The 14,292-nt window shown below is 69.0% G+C and carries 13 protein-coding genes; 10 read left to right on the top strand and 3 right to left on the bottom strand.

Translation table 11 applies throughout. The annotated features are described in order from the left end of the window. The first annotated feature begins 39 nt into the window (after window positions 1–39). The 5 genes from ACM6JT_RS22455 to ACM6JT_RS22435 all read left to right on the top strand — a co-directional run bounded on the left by ACM6JT_RS22455 (window position 40) and on the right by ACM6JT_RS22435 (window position 3,572). Window positions 40–567, top strand: a complete 528-nt coding sequence (locus ACM6JT_RS22455) for a GspH/FimT family pseudopilin (protein ID WP_414857329.1) — start codon at window positions 40–42, stop codon at window positions 565–567. 174 nt (window positions 568–741) lie between these two features. After that, window positions 742–1,488 (top strand): secretin and TonB N-terminal domain-containing protein, encoded by a 747-nt coding sequence (locus tag ACM6JT_RS22450; protein ID WP_414857328.1) that lies wholly within the window; start codon window positions 742–744, stop codon window positions 1,486–1,488. 6 nt (window positions 1,489–1,494) lie between these two features. Further along, window positions 1,495–2,046, top strand: coding sequence for an RNA polymerase sigma factor (locus tag ACM6JT_RS22445; protein ID WP_034180387.1), 552 nt, complete (start codon window positions 1,495–1,497; stop codon window positions 2,044–2,046). Between the two features lie 11 nt (window positions 2,047–2,057). Next, entirely contained in the window at window positions 2,058–3,053 is a 996-nt protein-coding gene (locus tag ACM6JT_RS22440; RefSeq protein WP_414857327.1) for a FecR family protein, read from the top strand. 258 nt (window positions 3,054–3,311) lie between these two features. Beyond that, window positions 3,312–3,572, top strand: a complete 261-nt coding sequence (locus ACM6JT_RS22435) for a FecR/PupR family sigma factor regulator (RefSeq protein WP_414857326.1) — start codon at window positions 3,312–3,314, stop codon at window positions 3,570–3,572. 205 nt (window positions 3,573–3,777) lie between these two features. Here ACM6JT_RS22435 and ACM6JT_RS22430 read toward each other — a convergent pair whose 3' ends face one another. After that, window positions 3,778–4,602, bottom strand: a complete 825-nt coding sequence (locus ACM6JT_RS22430) for a hypothetical protein (protein ID WP_414857325.1) — start codon at window positions 4,600–4,602, stop codon at window positions 3,778–3,780. Between the two features lie 182 nt (window positions 4,603–4,784). On the opposite strand from ACM6JT_RS22430, the gene ACM6JT_RS22425 reads away from it, so the two are divergent. After that, a complete protein-coding gene (locus ACM6JT_RS22425; RefSeq protein WP_414857324.1) occupies window positions 4,785–6,428 on the top strand; it encodes a transposase in 1,644 nt (547 codons plus the stop codon). A 76-nt stretch (window positions 6,429–6,504) separates the two neighbouring features. Here ACM6JT_RS22425 and gspK read toward each other — a convergent pair whose 3' ends face one another. Further along, window positions 6,505–7,500 (bottom strand): type II secretion system minor pseudopilin GspK, encoded by a 996-nt coding sequence (gene gspK / locus ACM6JT_RS22420; RefSeq protein WP_414857323.1) that lies wholly within the window; start codon window positions 7,498–7,500, stop codon window positions 6,505–6,507. A 33-nt stretch (window positions 7,501–7,533) separates the two neighbouring features. Next, window positions 7,534–8,097: a hypothetical protein gene (locus ACM6JT_RS22415; RefSeq protein ID WP_414857322.1), complete on the bottom strand. Its 564-nt coding sequence runs from the start codon at window positions 8,095–8,097 to the stop codon at window positions 7,534–7,536. 697 nt (window positions 8,098–8,794) lie between these two features. Here ACM6JT_RS22415 and ACM6JT_RS22410 point away from each other — a divergent pair. The 4 genes from ACM6JT_RS22410 (at window position 8,795) to ACM6JT_RS22395 (ending at window position 14,291) form a co-directional block, all read left to right on the top strand. Continuing rightward, the gene (locus ACM6JT_RS22410; RefSeq protein ID WP_414857321.1) at window positions 8,795–9,970 is read left to right on the top strand and encodes a TIGR03032 family protein; all 1,176 of its coding nucleotides are present in this window, start codon (window positions 8,795–8,797) and stop codon (window positions 9,968–9,970) included. After that, a complete protein-coding gene (gene cysC, locus ACM6JT_RS22405) occupies window positions 9,967–10,614 on the top strand; it encodes an adenylyl-sulfate kinase (RefSeq protein ID WP_414857320.1) in 648 nt (215 codons plus the stop codon). Before ACM6JT_RS22410 ends, cysC begins: the two co-directional genes overlap by 4 nt. Window positions 10,615–10,765: 151 nt before the next feature. After that, the gene (locus ACM6JT_RS22400) at window positions 10,766–12,418 is read left to right on the top strand and encodes a ShlB/FhaC/HecB family hemolysin secretion/activation protein (RefSeq protein ID WP_414857319.1); all 1,653 of its coding nucleotides are present in this window, start codon (window positions 10,766–10,768) and stop codon (window positions 12,416–12,418) included. Between the two features lie 67 nt (window positions 12,419–12,485). Continuing rightward, entirely contained in the window at window positions 12,486–14,291 is a 1,806-nt protein-coding gene (locus ACM6JT_RS22395) for a DUF2341 domain-containing protein (protein ID WP_414857318.1), read from the top strand. Window position 14,292 lies beyond the last annotated feature (1 nt).

The raw sequence follows: 14,292 nt of genomic DNA, 5'->3' as shown, positions 1-14,292 counted from the left end.
CGATGGACGATTTCCATTCTTTGATGAAAGGGTGAATGCATGATGACGGGCCACGACGAAACCCGAACGTCGCGCGCAGGCGAGTCGCATAAAAACGCACGCCGCCGCATGCAACGCGGCTTTACGCTGCTGGAGATGCTCGTCGTGCTCCTGATCGTCGGGCTGCTGGTCGCGGTCGTGACGCTTGCGCCGTCGCGCAATCGCCGCACGGATCTGGCAGAGGAGGCGCAGCGCCTGGCGAACCTGCTCGAATCGGCCGGCGACGAAGCGCAGGTGCGATCGATGCCGATCGCTTGGCAGCCGGTCGGCGGCGGCTATCGCTTCGTGCAGCGCACCGACAGCGGCGGCTGGGCGCCGATGACCGACGACCTCTATCGTGCACGCCGCTGGGGCACCGCGGTGACGGGCGTGTCGGTGCGCTACACCGGCGGCGGAGAAGTGCCGTCGCGCGTGGTGCTCGGCAGCGAAAGCATCGACGTGCCGGTGACGATCACGCTGTGGTCCGGCGACGTGCGGATGGCTGTCGTCGGCACGGGCATCGGCAACTTCGTCGTGCGCCGGCCTTGAACCGCATGCGGCGCCCGCCACGCGCGTGACGCGCGAAAGTGGTGCGCGCAGCTACACGGTTCACCGGACTGTCACAGTGCCCGCTCACAATCTGTCGTTCGCTTGCGACGGAACCGCTCACGGGGGAGCGCGTTCCGGCATGCAACGTGCAACTCCACTTCCGTCCAGGGATTCATGACTCGTTCACGGGCGCCGACCGGTGTCCTGGCGCTCGTCGCGTGGCTCGCGTTCGTCGTGCTTTGCATGCGCGGCGTACAGGCTCAGGAGACCGGTTCCATCGGCCGTCAGCCGGGCAGCGCGGTGCAGTTCGATCTGCCCGCGCAGCCGCTCGCGAAGGCCTTGCAGGATTTTGCGCGGATGACCGAGCTGATCGTGCTGGCGCCGGCGCCGCTGCTCGACGGGCGCACGAGTGCGCCGGTCCGGGGCGAATTCGCACCGCGCGACGCGCTCGAGCGGATGCTGGCCGGAACGGGGTTGCGTGCGGAATTCTCGCGTCCGGACGAAGCGATCATCGTCGCGCAGCCGGCCGCCGAGACGGCGCCCGCGACGGCCGACACGCCGGCGGATGCGGCCTTGCCGATCGACGGGATCGGCGATTCCGGCGAGCGGCGCGCGTTCGCGGGCTCGCTGCAGGCGCATCTGATCGATGCGCTGTGCGCGCAGCCGGCGGCCGTGCCGGGCAGCTATCGACTCGTCGCGCAGGTGCGCATCGACAACAGGGGGGCGGTGGTGGCGGTCAACATGGTGGCATCGAGCGGTTCGGCCGCCCGCGACGCGGCGGTGATGCGCGCGCTGCGCGCGCTGAAGCTGGACGACGCGCCGCCGGCGGACTTGCCGCAGCCGGTCACGATCCTGTTGCGGCCGGCCGGCAATGGCGTGCATTTCCGCTGTCCGGCGCCGCAGCCGGCCGTTCGGGGCTAGGCCGCCATGTCCGACAGCAACCGCTCCGGGCTCCGGAATCTGCTGGCGACGCGCTACGCGTACCTGGTCAGGCGCCTCGAGCGCGTGACGGGGTCGAAGGACGGCGCCGCCGACGCTCTGCACGAAACCTGGCTGCGCCTCGAAAATGCGAACGTCTCCACGCAGGTGACGAATGCGGACGCGTATATCCTCGGGATGGCGAACAATGTCGCGATCGACCAGCATCGCCGCGAACGGCGCCATCTGCACGACGACGATGTCGAGACGCTGCTCGAGATGCCCGACGAACTGGCCGATCCCGAGCGCATCGTCGCGGCGCGCCGCAAGGTCGATACATTGAAGGACGTGCTGCGCGGCCTGCCGCCGCGGCGCCGCGCGATCCTGCTGGCCGCGCGCGTGGACGGCCTGCTGAACCGCGAGATCGCCGAGCATTTCGGCATTTCGCTGCGTCTGGTCGAAAGCGAGCTGAGCGCGGCAATGAAGTACTGCCTGCAGCGCATGCAGGAAGAAGACGGTGATTCGTACACGGGTTCGCGAGGCGGCCCGCGCAAATTTTGAGCATCCGGACGATGACGAAAGCCCAGGCCGAACCTGCCCACGACGAACTCGACGAAGCGAGTGCGTGGCTGCTGCGTCTGCGCTCGGGGAGCGCGAGCCAGGCCGAAGCCGACGCGTTCGAGCGCTGGTGCGCCGATCGTCCGCAGGCCGCCGATCTGCTGCGCGACACGTGGAGCTCGCTGCGCACGGCCGCGACCGAACTCGCGCACGAGGAGCGCACGGCCGCTGCCTGGGCAGACGTCGCGAAGCGCGAGCGCACGATGCGCACCGGGCGGCGCGCATTCCTCGGCTTCGCGGTCGCGGCCGGCGCGTCGTGGCTCGCGTTGCGCCCGCCGATGGAATTGTGGCCGTCGCTCGGCGATCTCGCGGCCGATTACCACACGGGCACCGGCGAGCAGCGCAGCGTCGCGCTGTCGTCGCGCGTGACGGTCGCGCTGAATACGCAGACGCGCGTCGACGTGCTGCCGGCGAGCGATGCCGCGCACGGCGTCGAAGTCGTCGCGGGCGAAGCGGAGATCGACGCGGCCGTTCCGCCGGCCGGCCGTGCGACGCCGATCCAGCCCGTCACCGTGGTCGCGGGCGGCGGCCGCATGCAGGCAATCGTCGCGCGCTTCAACGTGCGGCGCACGGGCACGCAGGTCTGCGTGACCTGCCTGTCGGGCACGGTTGCACTCGAGCATCCGCGCGGCGCGCGCACGTTGAACGCCGACGATCAGGTGGTCTACGACGATCGCGGCGTGCAGCCCGTGTCGCGGATCGATCCGGGCGCGGTCAGTGCGTGGCGGCGCGGCATGCTGGTGTTCAACGGCGTGCCGCTCGCGGATGTCGTCGACGAGATCAATCGCTACCGGCGCGGCAAGGTGATCCTGCGCAGCGCGTCGCTCGGCGCGAACCGGATGCAGGCGCAGTTCCCGATCACGCGGCTCGACGACGTGATCGACATGGTCGGCCGCCTGTATGGCGCACACATCACTCGCTTGCCCGGCAACATCGTACTGCTGAGCTGACGCGGTTTCCCGCGTTTCAATTCCCCGTATTCCTTCCGCGGGCGATTCGTTCGCCTCCTTTCCGGCCGTCCGCACGCTGCGGGTTACGGCCGTCCGATACGACCTGATCAATGAGGGCCGGCAAACGCCGGGCTGTCTTTCGTGGCAGACCGGCGGGGCGTCGTCGGACCCGAGGCGTGGGTGGCAAGCGCCCCGGCCGCGCAGCGATGCGCGGTGCGGGGGATGTGTGTCGAGGGAGCTTCGGGCGGTGGCGTGATCATGAACGAATCGCAACGGGATGAGGATTCCGGCGACGCGAACACGCGCGCCGATGCGATCCGCGAGGGCGCGGTGCGCTGGCTGCTGTGGCTGCGCGCCGGCGACACGACGGAACACGAACTCGACGCTTTCGGGCGCTGGCGCACGCAGAGCGACGAGCATGCGCGCACGGTCCGCGAGCTGATCTGGATGTGGGCCGTGCTGGAGACGGTCGGTCGCCAGGAGCCGGGTGAGCCGGGCGGCTCGCCGCGCACGCATTGATTCGGCGAGCGGGCGCAGGAAGAAAGTCTGCGGGTTACGCGGGCTCGCTTCGACCTTGTATATGAGAGAGCGAGGGGGCCGTGAAGAGGGGCTGTAGAGGGGACCGTAGAGCGGGACCGGGGGCCGGATCGGCCCCCGGATCACCGTTCGTGCCGCGGGGCGGCGTGCGGCGAGGTCTTGCCGGCCGGACCTCGGAAGCCCCGATTCAGGATGGCGACCCGCGCTGCATGCCGGCACGTGCGCCGCTCCACGCGGCGTCGAGCGGATCGCCGGCGTCGCGCAGCGGCTCGCGCAGAAAGGGAAAGCGTTCGACGAACGGTGCGGATTCTTGCAGGGCCACGATATGGTTGACCATCCATTGCAGCAGTTCGCCGCCGTGCCGGACCTGTTCCGGGCGCCAGTCCGGCATCGTCGAGAAGAGGGCCGAGAAGCCGCTCCAGCGCGACGGGCGGTCGTTGTCGCCGGGCCGGAAATAGGTGTTCATCGCGACGTCGTGCGCGTTGGTCAGCGTGCCGACGAACAGCCCGTGCGGCGTCGGCACGCCGATCTGCTGCCAGCCTTCCGCGAGGGCGAGCGAGCGCATCACGCGCGCCGCGACGAACGCGATGCGCGTTTCATGCTCGATTTCCGCGAGCGACATCACGCCGTTGCGCTGCATGCAGCGCGCGACCGCATGCGGCCGGATCGCGTTCGACGCGAAGCTGCGCAGCACGAGGTCGGGCACCGTCAATTGAAGCTGGAATTCGCGCAGGCCGTGCTCGGCGCTCATCGTCGAGAAATTGACGAACAGTCCTTCGGCGTGGCCGAGCGCGCCGACGTACGGCTCGAGCCCGAGGCGTGCGAGCTTCGGCGCGATCTGGCGTTCGAGCAGCCGCATCAGGTTGCGGCGGTTGCGCACGCCCGCGAAATCGTCGATGCCGCGCGTGACGACGTCGCTGATTTCCCAGCGGCGCTCGTCGGCGACGAGCCGCGGCGAGCTGCTCAGGTCGAACCGGGCGCGGCCGTGCGCCACGCGTGGATCTACGTACATGCCGGTGCCTCGTGCATCGATTGCGGGCGGACCGCCGCGACGGCGCGTCGTCGCGCGGATCCGGTCGCCCACGATGCTGCGGCGCCGAAAGCGCTCCGTCAAGTGCGATCGCGTCGCGCCGCACGCGCGCGCATGCCGCTGCGGCGGCCCGCGCACTCAACCAGACAGTGTGGGGTAACCCGATGATGCGCACGATCGTGGAACGCTTTGTCGAGCAGAGCCCGATGACGATCATGACGCGGCTCGTGCTGCAGTGCGCGCTGCACGACGACTGGATCGGCGCCGCGGCCGACGCTGGCGACGAACCCGACGACGAGTCGACCCGCGAGGCGCTGTTCGCACTCGCCGTCGACGCGATCGCGGCGATTGCCGCGTGGCAGCGGATGCCGGATGCAGCCGGCGCGGCTGCGCCGGGGTCGGGCGCTGCCGTGACGGCGCTGCACGATCGCATGAGCCGGTGGCGGTCCGGCTGGGGGCGTGCGCTGGCGAAGGACAGCGTCGAACTGCTGCTGCCCGTCGCGTCGGTGCGCACCGTCGACGGCGCGCGCGCGGTCGACGGGATGCGGCTGCGCGTGCTGGACGGTGCCGGCGATGCATGCGCACCGCGGGCCGACGGTTGCGGCTGCGGACGCGCGTGCGACGGCCCCGCGCGCGATGCCGCCGCGGACGGGCCGCGCGTGCTGCCGGTCTACGATCCGGAACTCGGGATGATCGTCGACCTGCTGCCTTACGAGCGCGGCCGCTCGCATGAGCGCGCCTTCGTCGGCGCGCTGCTCGAAACGGTCAGGCCGGGCGAGCTGTGGATCGTCGACGGGCGCTTCGACACGGACGCGATCCTGTCCGGCTGGCCGCGCCGCGGCGGCGCGTTCGTCGTGCGCGAATACGGCCGCGCGGCCGCGTGCCGTCCGCTGGGCGACTGGCAGGAAGCCGGCGGGTTCGGCGACGGGCGCGTGTACGAACAGTCGGTCGGGATGGCAGGAGACGGCGGGGTGTCGGCCGCGTTTCGGCGGCTCGAATGGCGCCGTGCCGCCGCGCACGGCGAAACCGGCGAAATCGTCACGCTGCTGACCGATCTGCCGGCCGAGCGGTTCGACGCGCCGCAGGTCGTGCAACTGTCGTGCCGCCGCTGGCGCGATGCGTTGCCGCTGCCGCTCGGGCCCGTGACGGGCGGCGCGCCGTTCGGCGGCGTGCCCGCGCGCGCGGCGCTGCTGGCGAGCGGGATTGCGGCGTTCGCGTACAACGCGTTCAGCGTGATGACGCGCGTCGTCGGCGGTGCGCTCGTGCTCGACACGCGCGACGTCGAGCGCCTGCCGTCGCTGATCGCCGACGGCGTGACGGCCACCTATGCGGGGATGATGATCGCGCTGCCGCCCGAGTGGTGGGAGCGTTACGACCAGTTGCCCGCGACGGCGCTCGGTCAGATCGTGCGCATGCTCGCCGTGCACGTCGATCCGCGCAGCGAACGGCGCCGGCGTCGCGACAACCGGCTGTCCGCGAAGTCGCAGGCGCTGTTGCGTGCGGCGACGCTCGAGCGCCTGATGCACGACGACGGCGACGATCCGGCCGCGAACGTGTTCAGCCTGCGCACGATCGCGATGGCGACGCGCGACTTCAGCAGCAATCCGTCGAAGGCGCTGCGGCACGCGGGCGAGGCGCTCGTGATGGTCACCAAGTACAACCGGCCGATCGCGCTGCTCGTGTCGATCGACGACTGGAACCGGCTGCTCGGCGAAGTGCGCGAGACGAGCCTCACGCGGCTGTCGTTCGATGCGGCGGCGTCGCAGGGCTTGCGTCCGGTCGCGTTGAGCGAATCGTCGTTGAACTAGTGGGCGTGGATGCGCAATGCGGGCCGATGACCGTGCGTTGCCGGCCCGCCACGCGACGCGCACACCGCTTCCAGCCTCAGCTCGCGAGCCGCCGCACCCAGATGACCGACGTCCACGCGAAATTGCCGCTGCCGTAGCGCGCGACCAGCGTGTCGACGCGCGCGTTGATACGTGCCGAATGCACGCGGCAGTGCACGATGAAATAACCGCTGGTCACGCCGACGGACGAGCCGTCCGGCAGCGTCGGGTTGCCGCCCTGCGCGGGCAGCAGGTATTCGGCGATGTCGCCGGTGCTGACGAAATACGCGGTGTTTCGCCGGTCGACGAGCCGCTTTGCCTGGCTGGGCGACAGCGTCGGAATCGCGGCGACGAGCACGGGCTCGGCCGCGGTGTTCGCATTGACGACGGTCAGGTCGGGCAGGATCGTCACGAACGGTGCGAGCGTTTCGATCGCATGCGCGTCGTAGCCGGGGATGCGGGCGAGATCGTCGACGGACACGAGCTGCAGCGGCCAGCCGCCGGGGCCGTTCGCGTCACGCAGCGAGCGCAGCATGTAGTCGGCCGTCTGTTGCGCGAGCGCGGGTTCGAGCGATAGCTGGCCGAGCAGCCGCCGGTACGCTAGCACACCTTCGCCGTTGGACTGCCACGGCTTGCCGGGCGCGGCGCGCGATACGAGGTTCATCAGGTTGAAGCGGGCCTGCGCATCCTCGACGCTGCCCGAGATCCACGCGCGCGACAGCTCGGCGTTGACCGCCAGCGCGTCGGACGGCAGCAGGTCCGAAAGCTGCACGTCGGCGACCGGCGCGGACCACGGCTGGCCGACGAACGTGACGTTCGACGTCGCGCTTTGCGCGCGCAGCGTCGCGCGCGCCCATTCGACCGCGGCGCGCTCGACCCACGTCGTCTGCGTCGCGAGCCGCTGGTTCTCGACGTCGCGCGTCGCGACCTGCTGGCGCCACAGCACGCTGGCCGCGAGCGTGGCCGCCAGCGCGACGACGAGCAGCACCGTCACGATCGCGATGCCGCGTTCGCGGCGCACGTGCGCGGCCGTTCCTGTCCCGTATCGATGCATCCGCGTGCCCCCGGCAGTGTCGGCGCGGCGCGCTCAGATCTCGAACGCCAGCCACGCATGCGCGATGCTCGCATGCGCAGATGACGTGACGCCGAACAGCGCGGCGAGCCCCGCCACCCAGCATGCGAGCGTCGCGGTGCGCATGCCGTCGGCCGCCAGCGGGCCGACGAGGCTGGCGATCGCGTGCGAACGCCACAGCAGCAGCACGAACAGCGTGCAGCCGACGGTCATCGCGATGCCGAACATGTGCAGCGCGACCGCCGGGCGTCGCGTGAACGGCGCGCGGTGATGCCGCTGGTTCGTCGCGACGATCGCGACCCCGTTCGCGACGGGGACGATCGCCATCGCAAGCGCCCAGAACAAGGGCTGGTCGCTCGACGGATTGATCAGCAGCAGCGTGCCGATCGTCCAGATCGGCGGAGCGAGCAGCGTGAGTGCGGTCCACGACAGCAGTTGCCATGCGAGCCAGGGCATGCGCCAGCGCAGCGGCGGATTCTGCGCTGCATGAGCGGCAGGCGGAAGCAGCCGGCCCGGTGTTCCGACGGCGCCGGACAATCGCCCGGCGAGCCACCGTACGAGCATCGTCGCGAATGACATGGATCGTCCTGTCGTTGATGTTGTCCGTTCTCAATAGCTAGGACGAAGCGGGCGGGCGCAAGCCGCAGGATTTCGTGCGTGCCGGTGGTTTGCCGTGGGGCGCATCGGGAGTCAGCGGTGCGTACACGGTATCGGCGCGGAATCGGCGCGGCCCCCCTGCCGGGCTCTGCGTGCGTTTCGTGAATATCTTCAGTGGAATGTCACAAAAACTTCCCGGTTGAAACCGGAGGATGGTGCCGGCCGCACGCTGGCGCGTTGCGTTTTCGCATGTCGGCCAGCAGGACGGCAACACGTTTGCCGGCGGTCCGTGCGGAAGTGCGGGCCGCTGAAGAGCCGGAGATCGGCCGGGCAACGGCACGCACACGAAGCGGGGGCCACGCAAGGTCTTGCGCCGCGTCTCGCGAGCATCGCGCGAGGGGCTGGCTGCGCGCGCATTGCAGTCCGCGCCTTGTCGGTTGCACGGCATGGCACACGCGGGCCGCTTGTGTCGACCGTTTGCCCGTGGCGGCAGATCGGTCGACGTCACGCAAAAAAATTGCGGCAATGCGCGCTTCGTTCCGTCTAGGTAGGTGGGAGCTGCGACTTGGTGCGCCGTACGCGGCCCCGTTCGCGACCGATGCACATGCGTCGTGTCGGCGGGCGGGACGACGCGGACGCGCGCATTTTTCTCATCACGCGGCGTGAAGCCGACAGGTGCATGACAGTGGAACAGTTCGAGGAAACCCGGCCGGCCGGCGCTAGCGGCGCGGCGCCGGACCACGTATCGGCGCGGGAAGCGGAAGCGCTCGCGCCGGTCATCAACCTGCGCGACACGGGGCGCTTCCTGCAGGTGCTCGACGCGCTCAAGTGCTCGCTGGCCGTGAGCCGGCGCCCGTCCGGCGTCGCGGTGATCGGCGTCGACGGCGGCGTGCCCACGCTGTCCGCGTGCCTGTTGCCGCGCTCGATGGGAATGGCCGTGTCGGGCAACCGGCTCGCGGTCGCGACGATGCACGAGCTGATGGTGTTTGCCAACGTGTCGACGCTCGCGCCGCTTTATCCGGGCCGCCCGGATCATTACGACGCGATGTTCGTGCCACGTATGTCCTACTACACCGGCGATCTCGACCTGCACGACATGGCGTTCGACAAGCACGTCCTGCTCGCGGTCAACACGCGCTATTCGTGCATCAGCGTGATCGACGGCTATTTCAACTTCACGCCGATCTGGCAGCCGCCGTTCGTGACGGCGACGGTGCCCGACGATCGCTGCCACCTGAACGGCATGGCGTTCGCCGACGGCAAGGTGCGGTTCGCGACCGCGCTCGGGATGAGCGACGAGCCGTTCGGCTGGCGAAGCGGGATGGCCGGCGGCGGGATCGTGATGGAGGTGCCGTCCGGCCGGGTCGTCGCATCGGGGCTGTCGATGCCGCATTCGCCGCGCGTGATCGGCGGGCGTCTGCACGTGCTCGAAGGCGGTCGCGGCCACGTGCTGCAGATCGATCCGCAATCGGGCGCGCGACGGGTGCTCGCGAAGCTGCCGGGCTTTACGCACGGCCTTGCGGAATACGGCGGCGTGCTGTTCGTCGGACTGTCGAAGCTGCGCGACAAGCGCGGCCCGCAGGGGTTGCCGATCGAAAGCGAATCGGATGGGCTGGTCGCGGGGGTCGCCGCGCTCGACGCGAACAGCGGCGACGTGCTCGGCATCCTTCAGTTCTTCAATGGCGTCGACGAGATCTTCGACGTGCAGGTGCTGCCGAACGTGCGGCGTGCCGAAATCCTGAGCCCGCATCAATGGGCGGAAACGCCGTCGATCGTGACGATGCAGGGCGGCTTCTGGCAAACGCGTCCGCGCGAGGACGACGAGCCCGCGAACACCGGCGGGCGAGCGCGATGAAGAGCGATCGTTGCGGGTTTTCCGGCGTCGTTTCGTCCTTATCGGTAGACGCGACGCATGCGGTGCGCGGTGCGTCGTCGCAACGGGCGGGCGGGGTGCTGTGGCTCACGGGGTTGTCGGGCGCGGGCAAGACGACGCTGGCCGACGCGCTGGCGGCGCGGCTGCGCGAATGCTGCGTGCATCCGGTGGTGCTCGACGGCGACCGGTTGCGGGCGGGACTGAATCGGGATCTCGGCTTTACGGTGCACGATCGCTTCGAGAACGTGCGGCGCATCGCCGAAGTCGCGGCGCTGTCGAGCGAATCGGGCGCGCTTGCGATCGTCTCGGTCATTTCGCCGCTCGCGGCGATGCGCGACGAAGCGCGATCGATCGTGGGGCAGGCATTTCGCGAAGTGTATGTGAGCACGCCGCTGGCCTGCTGCGAGGCGCGTGATCCGAAAGGGCTGTATGCGAAGGCGCGGTGCGGCGCGCTGCCGGAATTCACGGGCGTCTCGTCGCCGTACGAGCCGCCGGTGAAAGCCGATCTCACGATCGACACCGGCCGCGCATCGCTCGCGGCGTGTGTCGATACGCTGATGCGATTCGCGCACGCGCAGTTCGGTTTTCCGGCGGATGCGCGGGCGGTGCAGATGCGTTGCAGCTGAGTTCGAATCGAAGCGTGTGAAAAGCATCGTGCAGATCATGATAAGGATGACGAATAAATCGTCATCAAAGTGAAACAGGCATTTGATAGCGAAGCGGGCGACGGGTGCCGGGCACTTCGCTGCGATCCGGAACAACAAAGGGGAATGGCGCATGCCGCCGAGAGTAGACCGCAAGTCACGCGAACGATGGCGGCTGAACTGCCGATGCCTGGCCGGCGCCGCGCTGGTCGGAGGGCTGGGCCTCGCGCCGGGCGTTCATGCGCAGGAAGCCGCCGCGCCGGCCGCGAAAGCGGCACCGTCGGCGCCGCAGACGTTCGACGTGAACGCCTTCGTGGTGCGCGGCAACACGACGCTGCCGCCGATCGAGATCGAGAAGGCCGTGTACCCGTTCGAAGGGCCGGGCCGGACGCTCGCCGACGTGAACGCGGCACGCGACGCGTTGCAGAAGGCGTACCAGGAGCGCGGCTATCAATCGGTCGTCGTCGAGCTGCCGCAGCAGCAGGTGAAGAACGGCGTGATCCTGCTGCAGGTGACCGAAGCGAAGGTCGGGCGCCTGCGCGTCGACGGCGCGAAATACAACTCGCCCCAGAACATCCGCGATGCGGTGCCCGCGCTGGCCGAAGGCCAGGTGCCCGATTTCAACCAGGCGCAGCAGCAGCTCACCGACCTGAACCGCTCGGCGGACCGGCAGGTGATCCCGGTACTCAAGCCGGGCGCGCTGCCGCAGACGGTCGACGTCGACCTGAAGGTCGACGATTACAGCCCGCTGCACGGCACGCTCGAACTGAACAACGACAACAGCCCCGGCACGTCGACGTTGCGCACGAGCGCGAGCCTCAGTTACTCGAATCTGTGGCAGCTCGGTCACGTGATTTCCGGCACCTATGTGATCGCGCCGCAGCATCCGAACGATGCGCGCGTCTACGCGTTCTCGTATCTCGCGCCGATCAGGGACTCGCGCTGGAGTTTCCTCGCGACGGTCGTGCACTCGGACAGCAACGTCGCGTCGGTCGGCGGCACGAACGTGCTCGGCAAGGGCACGACCTACGGCTTCACCGCGATCTACGCGTTGCCGGCGACGGAGACCTATGCGCATTCGGTCAGCATCGAGATCGACCGCAAGCATTACGACGAGAACGTGAGCCTGGTGGGCCAGACGTCCACGGCGCCGCTGACCTATGTGCCGGTGACGTTCTCGTACAACGGCCAGCTCAGCCTGAAGAACTCGCAGACGTCGTTCTCCGCGTCGTTGACGACGAACATCCGCGGCCTCGGCAGCGACTGGGGCGCGTGGGACAACAAGCGCTACAACGCGACGCCCGATTTCGTGTACGGCAAGTTCGACGTCAACCACACGCAGCGCTTCGCGAACGACATGCAGGCCAACGGGCACGTCAGCGCGCAGATCTCGAACTCGCCGCTCGTGTCGAGCGAGCAGTTCGCCGCGGGCGGGATGAACAGCGTGCGCGGCTATATGCAGGCAGAAAACACGGCCGACAGCGGCGTGATCGCGTCGCTCGAACTGCGCAGCCCGTCGCTCGCGAAGTGGCTCGGCGGCGCGGTCGGCAGCCGCCTGAACGAGTGGCGCTTCCACGCATTCTTCGACGCCGCGCATCTGTGGCTGCTGAGTCCGCTGCCGGAGCAGACGTCGCGCTTCAACCTGATGAGCGTCGGCGTCGGCACGCGGCTGCAGATCATGAAGTACGCGAGCGCGGATTTCGAGGCCGGCTGGCCGTTGAAGGCGGGCGTCTATACGCGGCAATACAGCCCGCGGTTCGATTTCTACGTACGGCTGGGGTTCTGACGGAATTTTTTTGATCGTGCCGGGGCAATGCGACGAACGCGGCGCCCGCACATTCGGGGAGTGGATCGTGAAGCGAGTCTTGTTTTTCCTGTTGGCGGTGATGCTCGGCGTGCTGCCCGGCATCGCGAACGCATGGTGGCAGAACGACTGGTCGTACCGGAAGACGATCACGATCGACGCGAGCGCAAAGGGCGCCAATCTCGCCGATTCGGCCGGCCGCGTGCCACTGCTGATCCGTCTGCATTCGGGCAACTTCCAGTTCGACGGGCTGGCCGACAACGGCGCCGATATCCGCTTCGTCGCCGCCGACGACAAGACGCCGCTGAATTACCACATCGAGCAATACGACCCGGTGCTCGGCGTCGCGCTGGTCTGGGTCGACGTGCCGAAGATGCCGGCCGGCGCCGCGGAGTCGATCTGGATGTACTACGGCAACAAGAAGGCGCCGGACGGCGGCAAGCCGGCCGAGACGTTCGATGCCGACTACACGCTGGTTTATCACTTCAACGGTGCGGCGGGTGCGCCGCCGAAGGATGCGACCGCATACGGCAACAACGCGCAGAACGCGTCGTTCCGCACGGTCGAGGACGGCATCGTCGGCAAGGGCGCGCGATTCGACGGCAGCGGGTCGCTGACGCTGCCGGCGAGCCCGTCGCTGAACCTGGCCGCTGGCGGCAGCTTCACGTTCAGCGCGTGGGTGAAGCCGTCGGCGCTGGCGCCGAACACGGTGCTGTACAGCCGCCGCGACGGCGCGAACGCGCTGCTGATCGGTCTCGACAACGGCGTGCCGTTCGCGGAAGTCGACGGCGCGTCCAGCAGCCCGGCGCCGGTGCGCACGCCGGCCGCTGCGCCGGTTGCAGCGAACCAGTGGACGTATCTCGCCGTCACGGCCGACGGCAGGAACCTGACCGTCTACGTGAACGGCAAGCAGGCCGCGCAGGTCGCGGCGACGCTGCCCGCGCTGAACGGCACGGCGACGATCGGCGCGGACGCGACCGGCGCGCCGGCCGGCCTGGCTGCCTACGCGGGCGCGCTCGACGAACTGCGCTTGTCGAAGGTCGCGCGCCCGCCGGCCGCACTCGCTGTCGACGCGCTCGCGCAGGGCTCGGAATCGAAGCTCGTCGCGTATGGCGCCGACGAGAAGCAGTCGGGTTTCGGCTTCGGCTACTTCGGCGTGATCGTGCAGTCGGTGACCGTCGACGCATGGGTCGTGATCGCGATCCTGCTCGGCATGGCGTTCGTGTCGTGGATCGTGATGTGGACGAAGGCGCGCTACGTCGGCACCGTCGACAAGGCGAACCAGTATTTCGTGCAGCGCTTTCGCGAAGTGGCCGGGCGACACCTGGTCGGTCTCGCGCATGTCGACGAAGCGAGCGACGACGGCCGCCGGCTGTACCAGTCGTCGCTGTACCGGCTGTACAAGGCCGGCGTGCATGAAATCCACAGCCGCGTGGACGGCAACGGCCGAACGGTGATCACGTCCGAATCGATCGAGGCGATCCGCGCGTCGATGGACGCGACGCTCGTGCGCGAAAACCAGCGGCTGTCGAAATCGATGGTGCTGCTGACGATCGCAATCTCGGGCGGCCCGTTCCTCGGGCTGCTCGGCACGGTGGTCGGCGTGATGATCACGTTCGCGGCGATCGCGGCGGCCGGCGACGTCAACGTGAACGCGATCGCACCGGGTATCGCGGCCGCGCTGCTCGCTACCGTCACGGGCCTGTTCGTCGCGATTCCCGCGCTGTTCGGCTACAACTACCTGCTGATCCGCAACAAGAACGTGACCGCGAACATGCAGGTGTTCGTCGACGAATTCGTCACGCGACTCGCCGAAGCGCACCGCACGCCCGATCACGCGGTGCTGGCCGACTGAA

It is taken from the genome of Burkholderia sp. IT-111MI5 (genome assembly GCF_949752865.1).
Taxonomy (GTDB): domain Bacteria; phylum Pseudomonadota; class Gammaproteobacteria; order Burkholderiales; family Burkholderiaceae; genus Burkholderia; species Burkholderia pyrrocinia_C.
The sequence above is the reverse complement of the archived record's forward strand: the minus strand, read 5'-3'. Positions and strand labels throughout refer to the sequence as shown.

Bases quoted from the DNA above. Each gene is read 5' to 3' on its own strand.
- ACM6JT_RS22455 (WP_414857329.1), top strand. From the start codon at position 40: ATGATGACGGGCCACGACGAAACCCGAACGTCGCGCGCAGGCGAGTCG.
- ACM6JT_RS22450 (WP_414857328.1), top strand. From the start codon at position 742: ATGACTCGTTCACGGGCGCCGACCGGTGTCCTGGCGCTCGTCGCGTGG.
- ACM6JT_RS22445 (WP_034180387.1), top strand. From the start codon at position 1,495: ATGTCCGACAGCAACCGCTCCGGGCTCCGGAATCTGCTGGCGACGCGC.
- ACM6JT_RS22440 (WP_414857327.1), top strand. From the start codon at position 2,058: ATGACGAAAGCCCAGGCCGAACCTGCCCACGACGAACTCGACGAAGCG.
- ACM6JT_RS22435 (WP_414857326.1), top strand. From the start codon at position 3,312: ATGAACGAATCGCAACGGGATGAGGATTCCGGCGACGCGAACACGCGC.
- ACM6JT_RS22430 (WP_414857325.1), bottom strand. From the start codon at position 4,602: ATGTACGTAGATCCACGCGTGGCGCACGGCCGCGCCCGGTTCGACCTG.
- ACM6JT_RS22425 (WP_414857324.1), top strand. From the start codon at position 4,785: ATGATGCGCACGATCGTGGAACGCTTTGTCGAGCAGAGCCCGATGACG.
- gspK (WP_414857323.1), bottom strand. From the start codon at position 7,500: ATGCATCGATACGGGACAGGAACGGCCGCGCACGTGCGCCGCGAACGC.
- ACM6JT_RS22415 (WP_414857322.1), bottom strand. From the start codon at position 8,097: ATGTCATTCGCGACGATGCTCGTACGGTGGCTCGCCGGGCGATTGTCC.
- ACM6JT_RS22410 (WP_414857321.1), top strand. From the start codon at position 8,795: ATGACAGTGGAACAGTTCGAGGAAACCCGGCCGGCCGGCGCTAGCGGC.
- cysC (WP_414857320.1), top strand. From the start codon at position 9,967: ATGAAGAGCGATCGTTGCGGGTTTTCCGGCGTCGTTTCGTCCTTATCG.
- ACM6JT_RS22400 (WP_414857319.1), top strand. From the start codon at position 10,766: ATGCCGCCGAGAGTAGACCGCAAGTCACGCGAACGATGGCGGCTGAAC.